Origin of the sequence: uncultured Methylovirgula sp. (assembly GCF_947646745.1) — a bacterium.
GTDB lineage: Bacteria > Pseudomonadota > Alphaproteobacteria > Rhizobiales > Beijerinckiaceae > Methylovirgula.
On record NZ_CANSHK010000029.1, the window covers coordinates 1 to 20,818 of the forward strand.

General features: G+C 60.1%; 19 protein-coding genes. 10 read left to right on the forward strand and 9 right to left on the reverse strand.

The genetic code is table 11. From position 1 onward, the window contains the following. Positions 1-761: 761 nt before the first annotated feature. The 3 genes from Q0025_RS09825 to Q0025_RS09835 all read right to left on the reverse strand — a co-directional run bounded on the left by Q0025_RS09825 (position 762) and on the right by Q0025_RS09835 (position 1,752). Positions 762-1,004, reverse strand: coding sequence for a hypothetical protein (locus tag Q0025_RS09825; protein WP_297298474.1), 243 nt, complete (start codon positions 1,002-1,004; stop codon positions 762-764). Beyond that, on the reverse strand, positions 1,004-1,363 hold the full coding sequence (locus Q0025_RS09830) for a hypothetical protein (protein WP_297298476.1): 360 nt from the start codon (positions 1,361-1,363) through the stop codon (positions 1,004-1,006). The genes Q0025_RS09825 and Q0025_RS09830 overlap by 1 nt, the downstream gene beginning before the upstream one ends. A gap of 110 nt (positions 1,364-1,473) precedes the next feature. Further along, entirely contained in the window at positions 1,474-1,752 is a 279-nt protein-coding gene (locus Q0025_RS09835; RefSeq protein ID WP_297298478.1) for a hypothetical protein, read from the reverse strand. A 776-nt stretch (positions 1,753-2,528) separates the two neighbouring features. Between Q0025_RS09835 and Q0025_RS09840 the strand changes: the two genes are divergently transcribed. Next, positions 2,529-5,858 (forward strand): outer membrane beta-barrel protein, encoded by a 3,330-nt coding sequence (locus Q0025_RS09840; protein WP_297298480.1) that lies wholly within the window; start codon positions 2,529-2,531, stop codon positions 5,856-5,858. 49 nt (positions 5,859-5,907) lie between these two features. Here the strand turns inward: Q0025_RS09840 and Q0025_RS09845 are convergent, their stop codons facing one another. The 5 genes from Q0025_RS09845 to Q0025_RS09865 form a co-directional block, all read right to left on the reverse strand. After that, positions 5,908-6,978, reverse strand: a complete 1,071-nt coding sequence (locus tag Q0025_RS09845; RefSeq protein WP_297298483.1) for a HoxN/HupN/NixA family nickel/cobalt transporter — start codon at positions 6,976-6,978, stop codon at positions 5,908-5,910. Positions 6,979-7,052: 74 nt separating this feature from the next. Beyond that, positions 7,053-8,135 carry a DUF4331 family protein gene (locus Q0025_RS09850; protein WP_297298485.1) on the reverse strand — a complete coding sequence of 361 codons (1,083 nt, stop codon included), beginning with the start codon at positions 8,133-8,135 and terminating at the stop codon, positions 7,053-7,055. Positions 8,136-8,456: 321 nt separating this feature from the next. Further along, the gene (locus Q0025_RS09855) at positions 8,457-8,708 is read right to left on the reverse strand and encodes a hypothetical protein (protein ID WP_297298488.1); all 252 of its coding nucleotides are present in this window, start codon (positions 8,706-8,708) and stop codon (positions 8,457-8,459) included. A 208-nt stretch (positions 8,709-8,916) separates the two neighbouring features. Next, positions 8,917-9,633: a helix-turn-helix domain-containing protein gene (locus Q0025_RS09860; protein ID WP_366939442.1), complete on the reverse strand. Its 717-nt coding sequence runs from the start codon at positions 9,631-9,633 to the stop codon at positions 8,917-8,919. 132 nt (positions 9,634-9,765) lie between these two features. Next, positions 9,766-10,761 carry an AraC family transcriptional regulator gene (locus Q0025_RS09865; protein WP_297298492.1) on the reverse strand — a complete coding sequence of 332 codons (996 nt, stop codon included), beginning with the start codon at positions 10,759-10,761 and terminating at the stop codon, positions 9,766-9,768. Between the two features lie 62 nt (positions 10,762-10,823). Between Q0025_RS09865 and Q0025_RS09870 the strand changes: the two genes are divergently transcribed. From Q0025_RS09870 to Q0025_RS09895, 6 genes are all read left to right on the forward strand, one after another. After that, complete coding sequence (locus tag Q0025_RS09870) at positions 10,824-11,270, forward strand: MarR family transcriptional regulator (RefSeq protein WP_297298493.1); 447 nt, start codon at positions 10,824-10,826, stop codon at positions 11,268-11,270. A gap of 199 nt (positions 11,271-11,469) precedes the next feature. Further along, a complete protein-coding gene (locus Q0025_RS09875) occupies positions 11,470-13,326 on the forward strand; it encodes a PAS domain S-box protein (protein ID WP_297298495.1) in 1,857 nt (618 codons plus the stop codon). Then, positions 13,316-13,936 (forward strand): response regulator FixJ, encoded by a 621-nt coding sequence (gene fixJ / locus Q0025_RS09880; RefSeq protein WP_297298497.1) that lies wholly within the window; start codon positions 13,316-13,318, stop codon positions 13,934-13,936. Before Q0025_RS09875 ends, fixJ begins: the two co-directional genes overlap by 11 nt. A 97-nt stretch (positions 13,937-14,033) precedes the next feature. Further along, positions 14,034-14,414 (forward strand): response regulator, encoded by a 381-nt coding sequence (locus Q0025_RS09885; protein WP_297298498.1) that lies wholly within the window; start codon positions 14,034-14,036, stop codon positions 14,412-14,414. Between the two features lie 106 nt (positions 14,415-14,520). Further along, the gene (locus Q0025_RS09890) at positions 14,521-15,198 is read left to right on the forward strand and encodes a helix-turn-helix domain-containing protein (protein WP_297298500.1); all 678 of its coding nucleotides are present in this window, start codon (positions 14,521-14,523) and stop codon (positions 15,196-15,198) included. A gap of 27 nt (positions 15,199-15,225) precedes the next feature. Beyond that, complete coding sequence (locus Q0025_RS09895; protein WP_297298503.1) at positions 15,226-15,774, forward strand: nitroreductase family protein; 549 nt, start codon at positions 15,226-15,228, stop codon at positions 15,772-15,774. A 48-nt stretch (positions 15,775-15,822) separates the two neighbouring features. Here Q0025_RS09895 and Q0025_RS09900 read toward each other — a convergent pair whose 3' ends face one another. Beyond that, positions 15,823-16,233 carry a hypothetical protein gene (locus tag Q0025_RS09900; protein WP_297298504.1) on the reverse strand — a complete coding sequence of 137 codons (411 nt, stop codon included), beginning with the start codon at positions 16,231-16,233 and terminating at the stop codon, positions 15,823-15,825. Between the two features lie 129 nt (positions 16,234-16,362). Here Q0025_RS09900 and Q0025_RS09905 point away from each other — a divergent pair, with 129 nt between their 5' ends. The 3 genes from Q0025_RS09905 to Q0025_RS09915 are packed head-to-tail and all read left to right on the forward strand — an operon-like array spanning position 16,363 to position 20,806. Beyond that, a complete protein-coding gene (locus tag Q0025_RS09905) occupies positions 16,363-18,168 on the forward strand; it encodes an alpha/beta fold hydrolase (protein ID WP_297298507.1) in 1,806 nt (601 codons plus the stop codon). A gap of 14 nt (positions 18,169-18,182) precedes the next feature. After that, positions 18,183-19,607 carry a bifunctional enoyl-CoA hydratase/phosphate acetyltransferase gene (locus Q0025_RS09910; protein WP_297298509.1) on the forward strand — a complete coding sequence of 475 codons (1,425 nt, stop codon included), beginning with the start codon at positions 18,183-18,185 and terminating at the stop codon, positions 19,605-19,607. 2 nt (positions 19,608-19,609) lie between these two features. After that, a complete protein-coding gene (locus Q0025_RS09915; protein WP_297298511.1) occupies positions 19,610-20,806 on the forward strand; it encodes an acetate/propionate family kinase in 1,197 nt (398 codons plus the stop codon). The last annotated feature ends 12 nt before the right edge of the window (positions 20,807-20,818 follow it).

The window sequence follows — 20,818 nt, forward strand, 5'->3', positions numbered from 1 at the left end:
GGCTGACGCCGATCAGACCCAGTCTCGGTCGACCGTCGCCGTCTTCTCTCAACGCCCTGTTGCGATATTTCTCACCAGAGGGAGAAACAGGAGAAAGGAATCGGTTTTGAAATTCATTTGACGAATAACTCATAACGACAGGCCACTCCCCAACCAGCAGCTTCGCTATTAATACCTAGTCACCCCCGTTTATCGAAATGTGGCTTTTTTATGTCAAAACCGCGGCAGAAAACGTACGCGGTCGAAATTTCACACAATTTGCGTAGCATAAGCTTCAAGTTCGAGTCAACCGCAGAGTGTATGACGGTTTTATGCAGCCATGGCGTGGATCAGGCTCCGGTGCCGGAGCTGCTTCCAACTTTACCGTGACCAGCACGACTCCAGAGTTTCGAGTGCGAGGGGGCCGCTAAGAACGTTCATTGGCAATCCGCGAACGCTCTTATGGCCGCCCGTTGTAATAAAATGAAGATAACCGCCGCCTCACGACAATTGAAAGCGCTCCTGCCTATAGTTTTATCTCATCTATTCCGAACCAATTCGCTGCCTTGTCATTCGACTGAAATGCGATGACCTTCCCAGGGTCTGCCCGCGTCTCGAGTCGCCTATCCGGGTTCTTGAAAGCGCGAACCCGGCGCGGGGGGACTCCCGGATAATACAAAAAGCGCTCAAAATCCCCGACAGGCTGCACTCCGCCTGTGCGCCGGGCCGCCTTCCGGCCGTTGGGGCGACCGGGAAGGGGCAATAGGTCAATTGGAAAATCTCTAGTCATGATCCTGCTGGATGACGGTCGCATTGTTTCCATTGCGATCATGACGCTCGATGATGGTGAAACCATCCCAATGTTTCACTTGAACCGAGACGTCGTTTCCGGCGGGACTCTGATAAATGGTTGCCGAATTGGCGCCGCTTCCGTTCTGCTGCACGTACAACCAGACGGCTGTAGTCAACATCGCGGCGCCAATCAAAAATTCGGTTCCGCATTTGAGCAACATGGCTTCGCCCATCAATTGTTGGCTAACAGGCTTTCGATATTGCCGAACTGAATCGTCAGCGCATTATTCGATTGCCCGACCTGGGTGACATGCGCGACGTTCAGGGTCCCTGTTTGCACGAGTTTTGTCGTCGGAGTCGTGCCCACTTGGCCGACTACGGCGATGTTGTTGACGCTGCTCTGGGACACGTTGGTCGTCGGCGTGCCGCCGATCTGGATCGCGCCATAAATCGAGACGCTCGGCGTGTTGAAATTGTAAATCACCTGGCCCGAGGGAAAAGAAAACGACCCTGCCGCCGAGGCGGCTCCGGCTGCCGACATCGCGGCGACTTGGATGAGCGCGAACGCACTAATTTTGCCGAGCTTTTTCATGCCGCGCTCTCCATTGAGCGATGCGTTGCGGGTCGCCGTCTGGATCACTCACGCGACGGCGTTGGTTTGTATGCGGAAGCGCCGCCCGGCGGACGGCGCTTCCTCTTGGCTCAATCCTGGGAAATGATCGCGCCGTTGCCGACACCGAACTGCAGCGTGGTCGCGTGGTTGAAGTTGTGATAGCCGCTCTGCGCGATGCCCGATTCGTTTCCGGCGCCCAATTGGCCGACGAAAGCGCTGTTGAAGTTGTGCACACCGCCCTGTTCGACGACCGCAGCGTTGAAGAAACCGGCCTGACCGACAAAGGCGTTATTGAAGTTGCCGCCGCCGGCGAACGCCGCGCCGCTGGAGAGCGCGACAAATGCTGAGACGAGAAGAATCTTTTTCATGAGTATCTCCCAAACGAGACTGAGATCGCGCGCTCTGCAAGTAGTTCGCGCTGCTAATGACGCGGCTTTCGCTCCACATCATGGCTAAATATTAATGAAAAGCAGTGATTTAATTCTACTTGGAAATTGGTTGATCTGATGAAAGTAATAGATAACCATATAAGATACGTTTTTAGACGAAATGATTATCCATCTATACGCAAGTTTAATTCAAAATTTGTGAAATTTATATTTCCATAAACTATTTTATATTTCCGATTGAACTAAGGTTTAGGTCTGCGGTGTGCCGGCATCCTCGTCGCGGCAAAGACGGGGCTGGGGTGTGACGCAAAGCGCACGCGGCGGGAAAATAGTATTTCGACGCGCTGGGCTGCCTTCCCCGTGAGGTCCGCATAGACCCGTGCTGTCGCCGGGCCGGACCGAGAGGCCGGAGCGCTGGCGCCGATTAAGGCCAGTCGAGGCCGCGATTATTTGCGATCGCCCGCATCAACGCCGCTGGCGCTCAGTCGCGCGTGTGGGTTGCGCGGCTTGGTGTTGCTACCTTGCTACAGGCCCCGTCAAACGGCGCGGACGGGGGGATTTTGGTTTTCGAAGCTGCTACGGTCTGCGCATTCATTCGTTGCGAACTCAGGTGGCGGGGCTGCTGAGTGTCGAAGATTTTTGTACTGCAAGCGAAAAAATTCAGTAGCAGGTCGTGCCTTGCATTGGCTGTGTGGGCCTTGTTTGCGGCTCCGACCATCGCACAGCAAGTTCGTCCGGCGAACGTGGCTCCGGCTTTGGCACCCGAGCGGCTGCGGCTGGGCGGCGGCGGGACTTCGACCGGGATCATCTCCGTCCCGGTTGCCGGGCAGCCGGCGATTCCGCGCGATGCGAAACGGCGCTGGGCTGTGGTGCGGCGCGTCGTCATTGCCGGAGGCTTCCCCGAACTACAGGCACAGACGGCAGCGCTGATTGCCCGTGTCCAAGGCCGCAGGCTTAATCTCCTTGATGCCTATCAGTTCGCCGCGAGCGTTCAGCAAGTCTACGCTGACGCGGGCTATCCGCTTGTGAGCGCGGTCCTGCAGCCGAGGTTCTTCGCGCGCGGCGAGATCCATATCGAAGTTGTTGACGGTTTTATCGAGGACCTCGACCTTTCGGGCGTCCCGGTAGAGCTGCGCAAGCTCATCCGTGATCGGATGGCGGCAATCATCGGCCGGAGGCACCTGAAGCTTGCGGACATTCAGCGTCATATTCTCCTGATCGGCGAACTTCCCGGCGTGGTCGGCGCGACCGCAACAAAGCTCGGGAACGAGCCGGGCGGCATCATCCTGGTCATCAACGCGACCCTTACGCCGTTCAGCTACACGTTCGGCGCGGAAGATTACTTGCCGAGAGAATACGGGACCGTTCTCTATGGCCAAAGCTTCACCCTCAACAACACGTTGGGGCTCGGCGAAACGATCCATGCCCAAGCGTCGTCCACCGGCGACTTTGGACGTTTCTTCGACGGCCGCGCCAAATCGCAAGCTTTCGGCTTCGGCGGTGTCCTGCCCATCGGCCCGGACGGCTTCAAACTCGGCGCGAGCTATACGCAGTCGCGCGTCTCGCCGTCGCCGGTCTTTGGTGAATTCTCGCCCACTGTGCCGGGCTCGGAAGGCGTGCATGGCGACCTGCAGCGTGCTTCGGTGCGGGCGGGCTATCCGCTGTTGCTGTCGCCTATGCAGACGGTTCGCGCTCAGCTTGGCTTCGATTTCACCGATAATGTCGCCTATCTCGGTCCGAGCCCCAATTTCATTGCGCCGGGCGGAGTACCGATTTTCAATCTTTTTCACGACCGCTATGAGGACGTGCGGGCCGCGGGCGAGTGGGACATCAATTTCCCCTGGGCCCTGGGCGGCCGAGCCGCCAGCGCGCTCTCTTATACACACGGCCTCGGCGGCCTGAACGGCACCGGTATCATTCCGCTTTCGGAGCCCGGCGCAAGCCCCAACTTCAACAAGCTTTTTGCCGAAGTCCACGTCACGCAGCCGCTGCCCGAAAATTTCGTCTTCGCGGGCCTTGGCCGCGCGCAAAGCAGCTTCCGCCAGCCGCTGATGGAGGCGGAACAATTGCAATTGGCGGGGCCGGATGCCTTGTCGGGCTTCGCGCTGGGAACGCTTTTCGTCGATGAAGGCGCTGTCACGCGCGGCGAGTTGCAGCGCCCAATCCCGCTTTCGATAAAAGGCGGTGTGGGAGTCGCGACGCCCTATGTCTTCGGCGCCTGGGGCGGCGGCCGGTTCGACGAGAACATCACAGGTCTCAACCCCTACGTACATGCCGTGTCTGTCGGTGGCGGCGTGCGTGCGAATGCCAATCTTGTTGGCTGGCCGTTCAACGAAACGCTCGACCTTGAAGTCGCCCACGTCTCGTCCAACGTGGCCATCGCCAGGGACGGTTGGGTTGCCTCGTTCCTCTATCAGATGACCGAATCCCAAAATCCTTTCACGGCGCCGCCGGCCGGGCTTGAAAGACCGACTGAGGAAATGCCGCTGAGCTTCGGCGATTCGGGCTTCTATGCCGGCCTGAGCTCCGGCTACACCATCGACGGCAGCCCTCGAATCTCTTCGACCGGCCGTGTCGTTTCGAATGCCGCCGACGTCCGCTTCTTCTCCAACGGCGCGCCGGTCTCCGCCGCAAATATTACCGGCTCGGCCCCGGCCTTCGCCAATTCGCCGATCGGCGGCGGCCAGTTCGGCTACAATCTCACCAACGATCACTGGCTGGTGGGTGCCGAGGCCGACATTCAAGGCGCGGGACAATCGTCGCTCACGACCTCGTCGCGGACGGCCACTGCCTTCTCCGCCGGCGTGCCGGAGACGGTCACGACGACCTTCAACGACCAAAAGAGCCTCGATTGGCTCGGCACGGTGCGCGGCCGCGTCGGCATGATGGCGATGCCGCAATTGCTCGCTTATGTCACCGGCGGTCTGGCCTATGGCGAGGTGAGTGCCGAAACGCGTGGTACGCAGAGCTGGTCCGGTGCCGGCCTCGGTCCTTACTCCGCGCTCGCGTCGTCGTCCGTCGCTCTAGGCGATTATTCCGGGGTCCGTTTGGGCTGGGTCGCGGGCGCCGGTCTTGAATGGATGTTCGCGCCGGGCCTCAGCGTGAAGGGCGAGTATCTCTACTACGACCTGGGCTCAGCGAATTTTTCGTCCGGAACGCTTTCGACCAGCGCCCTCGGATTTACCAACATCGTCGCCTCGAGTTCGTCGGCGCATTTCAACGGCCATATCATCCGGGTCGGCCTGAACTATCATTTCGGCGCCGAGCAGGAGCCTTTGCCGAACAGGAAAGATCCGATCGACTACGACGTGCCGATCTGGAATGGTTTCTATGCCGGCTTGAACAGCGGCTATACGTCGGGGTTGAACTCGCATAGCTCGACCACTGGTGTGGTTGGATCGACAGCGCTCGACCAGCAGCTTTCCGGCGGCGGCTTCACGACGAGTCTCGCGCCTGCCGCGGCGGCGGCGATCACCGGCCGATCAAATTCCGGGCCGGGCGGCTTCATCGGTGGCGCTCAGGCGGGCTATAATCTCCAGCTCAACCGGGGTCTTGTCGGCATCGAAGCCGACATCGATGGAAGCGGCGCCCGAGGCCACGAGAGTTTCGGGCAGGCCGATACGTTCGGCACCGGCGCCGGCACTTTCGGCCTGACGACCCGCGTCGACAACACCCAGGCCGTCGACTGGCTCGGAACCTTGCGCGGTCGCCTGGGCTTCTTCCTGCACCCGGATATCCTTGCTTATGCGACGGCGGGCCTTGCCTATGGCGAGACGAGTTCCAGCACGTTCATCGACCAACAATGGTCCGGAGCGCTGCTCAGCGGCTTCAAGACCTCCGGGTCGATGGGCATCGACAATCGGCTCATGGCCGGCTGGACGGCGGGCGGCGGCCTCGAGTGGATGTTCTCGCGCAATATGAGCCTTAAGGCGGAATATCTTTGGTACGATCTCGGCTCGGCCAATTACGCGCCGTCGCCGTCGTTCACGACTTTCGGCAAGTCGAACTCGGCGCTTCCCTTCACAAGCGCGAGTTACGCCGGCGGCATAGCCCGCGTAGGCTTCAATTATTACTTCAATCCCTGACCTGTAGCCGGCCGCTTGGCGGGCTACAGGCGCGCAATTGGACCGGCCGTCAGTCGTTCTCGACCGACCCTTCCAGCGGCGCGGGCGTCCAGCGCGTTTCGGTTCGCCCATAGTTCCAAATCACCAGGGCGAGAGCCCAGGTTGCAATAAATATTGCGACGATTGCCATTCCGAGTCCGCCAAGGTCTAACCCGCACACCCAGGCCCAGAATGCGCCACGGAAAGTGAGCTTGGCGCTGATCAGGTTCAGAATCTCGATCGTCCCGACGACGAAGGCAATGACGATCGAGAGTCCGGTGATGACCAGATTGTAATGGGCTTTCCGGACCGGCTTGGAGAGCGCCCATCCGTAAATGAAATACATCAGCGATCCGTCGATTGAATCCATAAGCGACATGCCAGCGGCAAAAAGTACCGGGAGGCACAGAACCGCATACCAAGGCAGGCCTGATGCGACGCCGGATCCCGTCAAGATGAGCACGGCGATTTCGGTCACGGTGTCGAATCCGAGGCCGAACAAAAGCCCGACGAAATACATGTGCCCCGGATGGGCGACGAGCCTCATGACCGGGCGGAGCACGCGGCTCATCATGCCGCGCCGCTCGAGCTGCGCTTCCAGCGCCGCCTCATCAAAGCGGCCGCTCCGCATGCTGCGGAAAACTTTGGCGATGTCGAAGAGAATGAGCAGATTGATCAGCGCAATCAGGTAAAGAAATCCGCCCGAGACGATCGTGCCGCCCAGATTCGCAATATAATGAAGCGCGGAATGCTCATCGAGCAGAGGTTTAGTGAGCGCCCGGGCGCCGCCCGCGAGCAGCAGTGTCAGAGCCAAGACAACACTCGAATGCCCGAGCGAAAACCAAAAGCCGGCAGAAAGCGGCCTTTGCCCCTCCTGCATCAATTTACGCGTCGTATTGTCGATCGCGGCGATATGGTCGGCATCGAAGGCGTGCCGCATGCCGAGCGCATAAGCGGTGACACCGATGCCGAGTCCGAAGGCTTTGGTTCCGATGCTCAGGTGTTGCGGAACCACGAAGGCAAGAAGCGTGATCCAGCCGACGACGTGGAGCGCGCCGATCGTCAAGAACATGCCGATGACGGCGAGTTCAGCCGACGTCAATCGCCGGAGAAGAAAACGCCGCCGCCTTCGCGCATCACGGGCCAGCATAAGTTTACCCGAAATATTCGCGTCGGTCAGGAAGGGCCGACAGCACCCGACGCGGCTGGGCCTTTGGCGTGATCCGGCACCGCGGGAACGTAAGGAAATGCAGACCGCGGCTTCGCGGTGACCGATTCCTTGCCGATGCCGAGATGGACCGGACTGTTCGACGCGAGTGAGAACATCACATCGGGCGCATTGTCGGTCAGCGAGCGGCCGTTCCATTCGGCAAAGCCAAATACCGCGCGGCTGCCAATTTCATAGGGCAACATATTGGGAAAGAATCGATGCGCGACATGTTCGGCATAGCCGCGCGGATCTTCAGCGGTGCCGTTGGCCTTGACGACGCCGGCGATCTTTTCGGTTACGAACGCGCCGTGGACCGAGAAGTCGTCAGCGGGTGTCCCGGCGTTGAGCCGATTGCCGAGGTCTTCATTATATTGCGTGAAGAGCGGATGGATCATGGGCAATCCGATGCGATTGATTGATCGCCAGCCGCCGGCGTCGGTGGCGAGCGAGGCGACCGCCCAAACGCCCACTTTCCGGTGGCCTTTGTCCGCGTATGCAAGCAATTCACTATCCGGAACTTCGAGGACGATCGAATAAATCGTATGGCCGGCAAAAAGATTTTTGGCTTGCTTCGGGCTCCAACCGGCCAAATCAATCGTTGTCCCGTCCTGAAACGCGTGGCCGACGGCGTGCAAGACATCCGGTTCGATCCAGAACGGATCGCCAGCCTTCCCGGCCCAGAGCCGCAGCCCGGTGGCTGTCGTCGCCGTCTCGCCGGTCACGCCGGTGGTCAGCACCGTTCCGCCGGCGTGCGCGTCTTTCGCATCCGCGCCAGTCAATCGGCGCAAAGTGAAATGTTGTTTGCCGCCTGAATCACGCTCGTCGAAGGTGATGCGGTAGGTCAGCTCTTCAATTGCATCGCCGTTGAAGTCGACCTTAAATTCATACATTCCCTCCGGGTGATAGCCGGGAGCCGGAATTTCGCCCGCAATGGAATGGCAGACGTTGATGACAAAGACGGTGCCAATCTCACCGCGAAAAACATAAAGGTCCGTAATGTCTAAGCGAATGTCTTGACGTGCGATGGGGGAGTCCAGATGATGCGACATTTGGTATATCCTCTAACAAAGAAAGGATTGTGCGTGCTGAACCCAACGGCTTCAACATAGCCCGGCTTCGATCGTCGGTCATGAGAAAATAGGCGTCGAGAGCGTCGAGTTAGTGACAGACCCGGACAGCAGTCTTTCAATTTCGCAAAGGTAATTTCAAAAACGCATGCGATTGGCGCGCCTACCGACCGTTGCGGCTGGAGCCGTGAAAAGCCGAATTGATGTGCTCTCGATCTTCATCTCAACGGGCGGCATAGAAAAGCCGTGCTGCCGCGATCACGACTGCACGGCTTTTCCATCTCAAACGAATGCCGGCTCGGCCTATTGGCCTTCCACTGTGAAGAGCTGCTGGTGAAGCGGATCCGGAATCATTTCCGCTGGGATGGCGACCATCATATGGCCGTTCATATTGACGACGAAGACATGGGCCTTCCCCTTGTCCATCATCACGTCTTTCGCTTTCAAGACTTCGACGCAGGTCCTCGATCCGTGATGATATTTCGCCTGCGCGCCGGCGGCGAACAAAAGCACTGCAATTGACGACATAGCGGCGACCAGCAAACGCTTCTTCATTGCGCTCTCCATAAAACCCAGCCGTTGTTGTTCATTTCTCAAAATTGCCCGGGAAGGGCGCCGATCGAAGCCGTTCCCTGTCCGCTGAACAGATCTGGCCCTTGTCGGCAAAATTTGCGTAGCCGTAGGCTAGGAGGATTTCTTTCAGATTTCCGCGTCGCTTATCGGAAAAGCACGGGCACGCGGTCCGGGTCGCCGCCGACGCCGTTTACGAATCGGACTCGAACAGGGCACCGATTCGTGAAAGCCAATTCCGGATATTCGGATAGGATCCGAGGTCGGCCGCCATGGTTTGCGCTCGCGCGAGATAAAAATAGAGACCAATGTCGGCGACGGTCGGCCCGGATACCATCACCCAGCCCTGTCCGTCTCCGAGTTCATCGTCGATGACCTTCAGCACGCGCCTGATATTATTCTCGGCCGCTTGGCCCTTGGCGATCGTCGCCGGTTCGCCAGGCCACGCACGCAGGTCTGCCTGCCGGATGAAGGCGCGGACATCGATGATGCCAGAATCGCAGTCATTCAATCGAGATTTATCGCCATCGCGTCGGGCACAAGCGTCGTCGTGCATCTTGGCCGCTCGCCGCCATTTCGCCGGCGTGTCGCCGACGATGCGTTTGAAAACGTCGGTGAAATGCGCCTGGGCGCGAAATCCGACCATCAGAGCGATCTCAGCCAAGGCAAGGTTCGTCTGCCGCATGAGAATTTGGGCTCTTTCGACGCGGCAGGCGAGAATATAATCGTGCGGCCGGCGCCCGGTCGCTGCGCGAAATCGCGCTGCGAAATACATCGGCGATAGCCCCGCAGCCGCTGCAAGATCGGAAAGTCGCAGGCGACCTTCAATATTTTCGTTTATGTATTCGGTGACGCGCTTGAGCCGCCATTTTGACAAGGCGTCTGTTTTTGGAATCTTTGTAGGCACCACTTCGACTCATTCTACAACGTCCACGTTGATCGCGTGATCTTAGCCGCGGGCCATGATGCCTTTGTTGGCTGGCGTTGCCGTTTTGTTGATTGCGATTGCGCTATGCCAATGACGCGCGTCATGCCGGCAATGTCAGCGCACAAGGCGGCGGTATTCGCCAGGCGTCACGCCCGTTACCCGATGAAACGCGCGGGAAAAGGCCGCCTGCGACGAAAAGCGCGATCGATGCGCGACTTCAGCCAAGGGCAAATTGCTGCTCGCGAGCATTTTCATCGCGTTTTCCAGTCGACGGCGGCTCACATATTTGCGCGGCGGCAAGCCCATGAGGGCGGTGAACATTCGCGCGAAGTGGAATGTGCTCAAGGCCGCGACATCCGCTAAATCCGCGACGCTGATTTCATTTTCCAGATTTTCGTCGATGTAATCCAGCACCCGGCGTAGGCGAACATTTTCGGTGGGTTTGCGACGCGGGCTCGGAACCAAAAGCGTCGGATCCAGATAATTGTGCGACAGTTGCGCCGCGAGCATCAAAGCTGCGGTTTCCGCGAACATTCGGCCGGTCGACGTTTCCCGTGCCATCTCGGCGGCGACCGAAAGGCCGATCTGATGAATGAGCTCATCATTCAGACCGCCGCGATATTGAACCGAATGACCCAATGGTTTCGGCAGATCGTACTGGTCGGCAAGAAGATCGAACGGCTGCGTCGGCAAATAAAGATGCAGAGTCTTGCCCATTGGCGTCGAGAGTTCGATTTCTTCATGGCAGAGCCCGGCTGGAACCAGCCAGATGGTGCCTATTGTCGGCCGTGTCCGCTCGCGCCGGCCGCCATTGGTGCGGATGACGCAGCCGTCCTTTGAGTCATGCAATGCAATGACGATCTCGACGTTTGGCTGAGTGTGCGAGGCAAGTCGGCCTGCTGGATGCGTGCGCAGTTCCGCATAGATCGATTGCCAGCCGCGATCAGCCGACGAGACCAATAATCTCGAATTTGGATATTTTCGATTGGCGTCTGCAAGCAAAATCATCGGCTTACCTCGGGTGACAAGAGCCTGCGGCGAGGAGCATATTAAATAGTACACGATTATATCGTGTACGATATAAATAGATGGGCGGAATGACGAGGTCAATAGCTTGCGATCTAATCGTGTGCGATTTATCCTCCGGTGAGACCACCCGCTCAAGGAAAATTATGTCGCATCAAGTACCTGTGCCCGACGACTTCATCTGTTTCGCGCTCTATTCGACGAGCCATGCGTTCAATCAGGTCTACAAGCCATTGCTCAAGATTTTGGGCGTCACCTACCCGCAATATCTTGTTTTGGCGGCGCTTTGGGCGTGTGACGATCAGACTGTCGGCGGCTTGGGCGATATTCTCCTGCTTGAGTCCAACACGCTCACTCCGCTTCTTAAACGGCTCGAGGGTCTGGGTCTCCTGGTGCGCCGCCGCGATCCGGACGACGAGCGGCAAGTCCGCATCCGCCTGACGAAGAAGGGCGCCGCACTCTCGGAAAAGGCCCGCGATTTTCCGGCTTGCATCGATGGCGCAACGGGGCTTGCGCCCGATGCATTAGGCAAGCTGCGGAGCACGATCTTGTCGATGCGCGCGGCCCTGCTCAAGGCTGCGTCAAAGGGATAGCTCACGCACCGCGCATCGAGCGACTGGCCCGGCGAGGTCAAATTTGCACTGCGCCGCGTATTTTGCGCAAATATAACAAATCGAAACGCCCGGTATGCTCGACTTGGCCAAGCCCCGAGCGAGGCAAACGGCCCTATTCATCGTCGACCGCATCCTGCGCTATAAGCGGAGCCGGAGCGTTGGGTCTGATGGAGTTTTAATGGCTGCGGATGCCGCCGAGGCCATATCGGAACAAGACAGCCTGAAGGCGCTCGAGGCCGGCGGCGTCGGCCTTTGGCGCTGGGACGGGGCGCCCAGCGGTTTTCGCCTGTCTGCCAGCGCCCGCGCGCTTCTCGGCGCGCCGGCGCTTGAGGTTTCCTATTCGGATTTTCTGGCGCTTCTGCACACCGACGACCAGCAGACTTTTGATCTTTCGTTCCGCCGGGCCCGCGCGGATGCGGTTTGGGAGGCGGATTTCCGCCTCGCCTCGGGCGGCAAGGATCGTTGGCGGCGCATGCGCGGCCGCGCCGACGCCGCTGCCCTCCAGGGTATTGTGATCGACATCCATGCGCCGCCGAACGAGACGACCCTGCGCCTCGCGGCGATCGCCGCTTCCTCCGACGATGCGATCATCGGCACCACGCTCGACGGCATCATCACCGACTGGAACAGCGGCGCGGAAACGATTTTCGGCTACAGGCCCGAGGAGATCGTTGGCCAATCCGTCGCGATTCTCCAGCCTGACGGTCAAAAAGAAAACGATGCCTCGACTCTCGCGCGCCTCAAGGCAGGCGAGAAGATCGACCATTTCGAGACACGCCGCCAGCGCAAGGATGGTACAATCATCGATGTTTCGCTGACCGTCTCGCCGTTGCAAGACCCGCAAGGCAAGATCGTCGGCGCTTCGAAGGTCGCCCGCGATATTACCGCGATCAAATATTCTCAGAGCGCGCTCGCCGAACGCGAGGCGCATCTGCAATCGGTCCTCGATACCGTGCCGGATGCCATGATCGTCATCGATACGGCCGGGACGATCCAATCCTTCAGCATCGCGGCCGAACGGCTCTTTGGCTACAAGGCTTCCGAGGCGCTCGGCCGCAATGTCCGCATGCTGATGCCCTCGCCTTATCACGAGCAGCACGACGCCTATCTCGAACGCTATATGCGGACAGGCGAGAGGCACATCATCGGCATTCGCCGGATTGTCGTCGGCCGTCGCAAGGACGGCGCGACCTTTCCGATCGAACTGTCGGTGGGCGAAGTGCGCTCCGGAGAGCGACGCTTCTTCACCGGCTTCGTGCGGGACTTGACCGAGCGCCAGCAGGCCGAGCGCCGGCTGCAGGAATTGCAGTCCGAGCTGATCCATATGTCCCGCTTCACCGCGCTCGGCGAAATGGCCTCGACGCTCGCGCACGAATTGAACCAGCCGCTGACGGCCATCGCCAATTATCTGAAGGGCGGCCGGCGGTTGCTAGATACCGGCCAGAGCGACGCGGTTCCCAGGGCGCGCGAGGCGTTGGAGCGCGCCGCCGAGCAGGCGCTGCGGGCGGGGCAGATCATCCGGCATTTGCGCGAATTCGTTGCCCGCGGCGAAAGCGAGCGGCAACTCGAAAATCTGCCCCGGCTGATTGAAGAGGCAAGCGCCTTGGCCCTCGTGGGCGTCAAGGAATTGGGGGTGCATACCGACTTCGCCTTCGATCCGCAGGCGGCCTTTGTTCTCGCGTCCAAGATCCAAGTACAGCAAGTTCTCCTGAATTTGATGCGCAACGCGGTCGAGGCCATGCAGGATTGCGAGCGCCGCGAATTGACAGTCTCGACCCATCGATTGGACAATGAGACGATCAGGATCGATGTGGCTGATACGGGGCCGGGCATCGCCCCAGACATCGCGGCGCAGCTCTTCCAGCCCTTTATCACGACGAAACGTCATGGCATGGGAGTCGGGCTTTCGATTTCGCGGACCATCATCGAATCGCATGGTGGCCGACTCTGGGCCGAGCCGAATCCTGGCGGGGGCACCATCTTCCGAATGACACTCAAGACTTTTGGCAATGAGGACGTCCGCGATGCCGACTAGCGCCGTAGTCCATGTCATCGACGACGACGAGGCGGTTCGGCATTCGCTGGCCTTCGTGCTGGCGACGGCCGGGCTTGCCGTGCGCGTCTATGAATCGGGGAGCGCCTTTCTGGCCGCCCGCGAGACGCTGCAGCCGGGTTGCATCGTCAGTGATGTCCGCATGCCGGGCATCGACGGCCTGCAGCTTTTGCGCAAATTGCGCGAACTCGGCGTCAATCTGCCGGTCATCATCATCACCGGCCATGCCGACGTGCCGCTGGCCGTCGAGGCGATGAAGGCCGGCGCCGCGGATTTCATCGAAAAGCCGTTCGACGACGAAGTTTTGTTGCATGCCATTCGCATCGCGCTCGACGGTTACGAAGCCGCAAGCGACCGGCGGGCGGAGCGGGTGGAAATCAGCGCCAAGCTCGATCAACTGTCCCCTCGCGAGCGCGAAGTGCTCGACGGCTTGCTCGCCGGCTATCCGAACAAGACGATTGCCTATGACCTGAAGCTGAGCCCGCGCACCGTCGAAGTGCATCGCGCCAATATCATGGCCAAGATGGGCGCAGGCAGCCTGTCGAGTCTGGTGCGGATGGCGCTGACGGCAAAAGTACTGCCGGGCGCCTAGGCCTAAATGGCGCGCAGCCGGTGCTTTGCGCTACATCAATGTTTCTCTTTCGTTTCGCATCCAATGTGTAAAATGCAATTTTAATTGGGATGCGACCATGAAAGAAGACGGGAGGGATATCGTCCTCGTCCTCGACGACGACGAGGGGGTACGCGAATCGCTCAAGTTTTCACTGGAGCTTGAGGGGTTTGCGGTGCGTGTCTGTGCGGAGGGCCGTGAGTTGCTGACGCATCCGGACCTTGAGCGCGCGCGTTGTCTCGTTCTCGATTATCGGATGCCGACGATGGACGGCTTTGAAGTGTTGGCGCATCTCGCGGCCAGGGGAAGCGGATTGCCGGTCATTCTAATTACGAGCAATGTCGATCTTTCCCTGCTGCGTCGTGCAGCCGGCGTGGGAGTCCTGCAAGTCCTCGAAAAACCATTGTCCGACAGCGCCTTGCTCGAAAATATCCACACTGCTCTCGGCCGCCCGCACTAGCGCGGACCTCCCCGTTACGTAAAATCCCCTAGGACCTAACGCAATTTCGGTCCGCGCCGCGCCCGGTTAGCCTCCCCTCAGCTTCAAAGCGGTTGAGGAGGATCACATGGGTGGGCAGCTTGCTTATAGTTTTGATCGCGTGCCGGCACCTGCGTTCATGCAAGCCAAGTTTGCCGAGGGCCATGAGGTCGGCGGCCTTGAGGCGGCGGGGACGGTTGTCAATTTCGCGCAGGACCGCGAGATTTATGCCGAAGGGGCGACCGCGATGGCCTTTTATAAAGTCGTTTCCGGTGTCGTTCGGACGTGCAAATTTCTAAGCGACGGCCGCCGCCAGATCGATGCCTTTTATCGGGCTGGCGATATTTTCGGTATCGAAGGCGACGCCGAGCACAGTCTCTCCGCCGAGGCAGTTTCCGACTGTACGCTGATCTCCTACCGCCGGCGCGGCGTCGATGCCGCGATAGCGGGTGGTACGGGCATTCAGCTTTTCGATCATCTCTTGCGCCGCGTCGCGCAGACACAGGAACATGCGCTTCTGCTTGGCCGGCGCAGCGCTTTAGAGAAAGTCGCAGCGTTTCTTGTCGATTGGGCCGACCAATCTGCGGACCGCAAGATCGTGAGTCTGGCGATGACGCGGCAGGACATCGCCGACTACCTCGGCCTTACGATCGAAACCGTCTCGCGCACGCTGTCTCAATTGGAGCGCGATCGGTTGATCGACATGCCGGTCGCACGGCAAATTCGGCTGACCAATATCCAGGCGTTGCGCGATCTGAACGCCTGATCATATTGGGAGGCGGAAATGGATGTCATGGAGGCCATTTACGCGCGCCGGGCGGTTCGCGATTACCTCGAAACGCCCGTCCAGTTGGATGTCTTGACGCAATTGGTTGCGGCGGCGACCGCGGCGCCGAGCGCCATAAATGCCCAGCCTTGGCATTTCACGATTATTCGCGACCAGGCGCTTCTCGATCGTATCTCTGCCGCAGCCAAGACTCACATGGTGGGCCTGATCGATGGCCGGGACGGCCTGGCGCAGATGCGACAACATTTGACCGATCCGGCCTTTCACATTTTTTATCATGCGCCCGCGCTGATCGTCATTGCCGCGAAATTCGGTGATTGGGCTGTCGAAGATGCGAGCCTCGCAGCCGAGAATCTGATGTTGGCGGCTTGCGCCCAGGGGCTCGGAACATGCTGGATCGGTTTTGCCCAGCGTTGGCTGGAGACGGACGAGGGCAGGCGTAGCATCGAGTTGGCTTCGGGTTTCCAGGCCGTCGCGCCGATCATTGTCGGGCACCCGCGCGCGCCGGTGCCCGCAGTGCCGCGTAAGCCGCCGCTGATCAAGTGGCTCGATTAGAGCGGCCAAAACGGCGATCGCTCCAGCCCTTCGGCAACGGCGCTTTGCTCAAGGCGTTTCGACGGTCTCCGCCGCTTGTGCCGCCTTCGCGACGCTCTTGCGGTAATTCTCGACATAGAGTTCGAGAAGTCCCCAACCGTAATTGCGGATGACATCGTTCAAGGCGCGCGCCTGCGCAACAATCCGATCGCTCTCTTCGTGCAATTGCCGGCAATAGCCGCAAGCGGCGGCGCTCGGCTCCTCGCCCGGCTTCGGCAGAAGAAAGGCTTTGGATGCCTGATGCGCGCTAAGCTGCAGCAATTCAGTTTGGCTTTCGAAGATCCCGCGTAGCGTCTTGCTCGTCAGGTCGTTGAGGTCGGAGAAGAATTTCGTCGTCTGTTTCTGCGTCTCCAGCAGGTGGAAGGGAAGATCGGCGCGAAAAGCCGATAGGTCGGTCGTGATTTTTGTCGGGTCAACCATGTCGTCCTCCAGATTCAGCATTCTTTTACGAGAAAGACACGAACGCCTGATACAGGGTTTGACCTCGATCAATTCTTTCGTTGTGCGCTGCATTTATTGATCCCGCATCAAAATCTTGGAGCGATTCCGATGCCGGACGTCATCGATCTCGTCGAAAAAAGAAGCGATGTTGCGAATGCCGGACAGGCCGCCCATTCTCCCGCTTCAGTTTCGCAACCGGAAACCGAAACGCCGGACGTTTCCAGCAGCGGCAGAGAAGATCACCTCGACCGTTTGCTGCATGCGCGCGAAGCACCGCTGACGTCCTCGCTTTCGACGATATCGCTGCTTCTCGCCTATCTCGATTGGGCGTTGCATCTTGCCAATGCGCCGGGACGCCGCGTCGCGCTTGCCCAGGACGCGGCGCATAAATGGATGCAGCTTTTCACACCATCGCAGTGGGATAGTCCGGCGGCGACCGACCATCGTTTCAGCGACGAGAGCTGGCGGCATATGCCGTTCAATTATTTTGCCGAGGCAGCGGTGCTGGCAGGGGAATGGTGGGCTGCCGCGACGGCAAATCTGCCGGGCGTATCGAACTCGCATCGCAACATCGTGGCCTTTGCAGCGAGGCAGGTTCTCGACCTTCTCTCACCCTCGAATTCGCCCGTCACCAATCCCGAGGTGATCAAGGCGACGATGGAGCAGTTCGGCTGGAATTTCATTCGCGGTGGCCGCAATTTTCTTGAGGATTTGCGGCGCCTCGCCGATCATCAGCCGTTCCAGGAGACCGATGGATTCAAGGTCGGTGAGGACGTGGCCGTCACGCCCGGCAAGGTCGTGCTGCGCAATGAGCTGATGGAGTTGATTCAATATGCGCCGACGACACAATCGGTGCGGCCGGAGCCGATCCTCATCGTCCCGGCCTGGATCATGAAATATTATATACTCGATCTGTCGCCGAATAATTCCTTTGTCCGCTACCTAGTCTCGCAAGGCTTTACCGTCTTTTGCGTGTCTTGGCGCAATCCAGGACCGGAGCAGCGTGATACGTCGCTTGACGATTATCGCCGCTTGGGCGTCATGGCGGCGCTCGATGCCGTGACGGCGATCTGCGACGCGAAAAAAATTCACGCGGTCGGCTATTGCCTCGGCGGCACCCTGCTGTCGATCGCTGCGGCGGCGATGGCGCGCGATGGCGACGAGCGGCTCGCGACCATTACGCTGCTTGCAGCGCAGACCGATTTCACCGAGGCGGGAGAGTTGCAGCTTTTCACCGACGAGAGCCAGCTCGCCCTGCTCGACGATGTGATGTGGCAGCAAGGCTACCTCGACAGCACGCAGATGGCCGGCGCCTTTCAAGTCTTGCGCTCGAACGATCTCATCTGGTCGCGCCTGATCAAGACCTATCTCCTCGGCAAGCGCGACAAGCCCTTCGATCTCATGGCCTGGAACGCCGATGCGACACGAATGCCATTCCGCATGCATTCGGAATATCTGCATACGATGTTTCTGCACAACGACCTCGCCGAAGGGCGGTATAAAGTCGGCGGCGAGCCGGTCGCCCTGTCGGAGATCGACGCGCCGATCTTTGCGGTGACGACCGAGACCGATCACGTCGCGCCTTGGCGCTCGGTCTATAAGATCAATCTGCTCAACCAGGGCGATATTACTTTCGTGCTGACGTCCGGCGGCCATAATGCCGGTATTGTCAGCGAGCCGGGTCACCCGTATCGCCGCTTCCGTATCGGCCGCCGTCCGGCGCATGGGCGTTATGTCTCGCCAGAGGAATGGAAGGCGGCAGCGACGCCGCGCGACGGCTCCTGGTGGCCGGTCTTTGCCGAATGGCTCGAAACCCGTTCCGGCCGGCCGGTGGCACCGCCGAGCCTCGGCGCGCCGGGCCGAGGCTATCCACCGATCACGGATGCGCCCGGCACGTATGTGCGCGAAAAGTAAGCGGACGCGTGGCCATGAATGTTCCGCCTCGCCTCGCCGCCATGATCGAGAATCGCACCTTCGACGAGCTTGCCATCGGCGATCGGGCGAGCCTGACGAAGGCGGTTTCGCAGCAGGACATTGATCTCTTTGCCGTTATAACGGGCGACGTCAATCCGGCGCATATGGATCCGGCTTATGCGAAGACCGACATGTTTCATCGCGTCATCGCGCACGGCATGCTGGGAGCCGGCCTCATTTCCAGCGTGCTCGGCACGAAGCTCCCGGGGCCGGGGACGATCTATCTCGGTCAGGACTTGCGGTTTACGGCGCCGGTGGATATCGGCGACACGATCACCGCCACTCTGACCGTAGCCGAGAAACATCCTGAAAAAGGCGACGTGGTTCTCGATTGCCAATGCACCAATCAGCATGGCCATATCGTCATCACGGGTAAAGCTTTCGTTCGCGCGCCGCGCGAAAAGGTGCGCCGTCCGCGCGTCGAATTGCCGGAAGTTCAGATTTCCCGGCATGAGCGCTTTCGCGCTCTGCTCGCCAAGGCGGCAGGCCTGCCGCCGGCTTCGACCGCCGTTGCTTACCCTTGCGATGCCAATGCGATCGGGGCCGCGGTCGAAGCGGCGCAGGCTGGGCTGATTATCCCGATCCTTGTCGGCCCGAAGGACGAGATGCTTGCTGCGGCGGTCGCTGCCAATGTCGACATCGCCAAATATCGTCTCGTCGAGGCGGCGCGCGGCGCCGAGGCGGCTGCGGCGGCCGTCGCGCTGGTCAAGAATGGTGAAGCCGAGCTTCTGATGAAAGGCTCGCTCCACACGGATGAGCTTTTGCATGCCGTGCTCGCGCCAAGCAGCACCTTGCAGACGGGGCGGCGCCTGAGCCATGTCTATCTCCTTGACGTGCCGGCCTATCCCCGGCCGCTCCTGGTGACCGACGCCGCTGTCAATATTGCGCCCGATCTCGAAGCCAAGCGCGATATCGTCCAGAACGCTGTCGATCTCGCGCACGTGATGGGCATGGTCGAGCCGAAGGTGGCGGTTCTCTCGGCGGTGGAAACGGTCAGTCCGAAACTGCAATCCGCGCTCGATGCCGCGGCTCTGAGCAAGATGGCGGAGCGCGGCCAGATTACCGGCGCGCTTGTCGATGGCCCGCTTGCCTTCGACAACGCCGTGAGCCCGGCGGCGGCGTCGGAAAAAGGCATCGTCTCCAAGGTCGCCGGCCAAGCGGATATTCTTGTCGTGCCCGATCTCGAGGCCGGCAATATCCTCGCCAAACAATTGATCTATCTTGCCGGCGCCGACGCCGCCGGCATCGTGCTGGGTGCCCGCGTGCCGATCATTCTGACGAGCCGCGCCGATGCCGAACGGACGCGCATGGCCTCTTGCGCCGTTGCGGTCTTGATCGCGCACGGTCAATCGGTGCCGCCGGTTGGGGCCGGGAGCTGAGCGTGGCCGCTGCGGTTCTCACGCTGAATGCGGGTTCTTCGAGCATCAAATTTTCGCTGCTCGAGCTGGCGGACGCGGATCAATTTGAATTCGTCGCCAAGGGCGAGATCGAGGAAATCGAATCCGGCGCGCCGCATTTCTCTGCCGTCGATGCTCAAGGCGCGCGACTTGCGGAGCGCAAGTGGACTCGGCCGACAGGTTTCGACGAATTGCTCGGCGCCGTCATTCAATGGACTGAGGATCATCTCGGCGATAACAAGCTGACCGCCGTGGGCCACCGCGTTGTCCACGGCGGCCCGAAGCATGACCGGCCCGAGCGCGTCACGGCAGAGCTTCTCGCTGAGCTTGAGGCGCTGACACCGCTCGCGCCTCTGCACGAGCCGCATAGTCTCGCGCCGATCCGTGCCATTCTCGCGGCGCGCCCGACGCTGCCGCAGGTCGCTTGTTTCGATACGGCGTTCCATCGGACGATGCCGACGGTTGCAACGCGCTTTGCGCTGCCGCGTCAATACGAGGCCCAAGGCGTACGGCGCTATGGCTTTCACGGCCTCTCTTACGAATATATCGCCGGCCGGCTGCGCGCCTTGGCGCCGCGTCTGGCGGCGGGCCGCGTCATCGCCGGCCATCTCGGCAATGGCGCGAGCCTCTGCGCGATGCAAGCAGGCCGCAGCGTCGATACGACAATGGGGTTCACGGCGCTCGACGGTCTGGTGATGGGCACGCGCTGCGGCGCGATCGATCCGGGCGTCGTGCTTTATCTGCAGCAGCAATGTGGCCTCTGCGCTCATGACGTCGAAGACCTTCTCTATCGGCGCTCGGGCCTGCTCGGCGTCTCCGGCATCACAAGTGACATGCGTACGCTTCAAACAAGCCCCGATCCGCGGGCGCGCGAGGCGATCGATCTTTTCGTCTACCGGATCGTCCGCGAGATCGGCGGCCTGATGAATTGCCTCGGCGGTCTCGACGGCCTTGTTTTTACCGCCGGCATTGGCGAGCATTCGCCGGACGTGCGCGCCATGGTTTGCGCCAAGTTGCAATGGCTTGGCGTGGCGCTCGACCCTGAGGCGAATCAAAGCAACACTCTCAAGATCAGCCATAAGTCTAGCCGCATTGAGGTCTGGGCGATCCCGACCGATGAAGAGGCGATGATCGCGCGGCATACGTGCGACACGGTCGGCGCAACAGCGCCCGCTTTCTAGGGAGGTAACAGG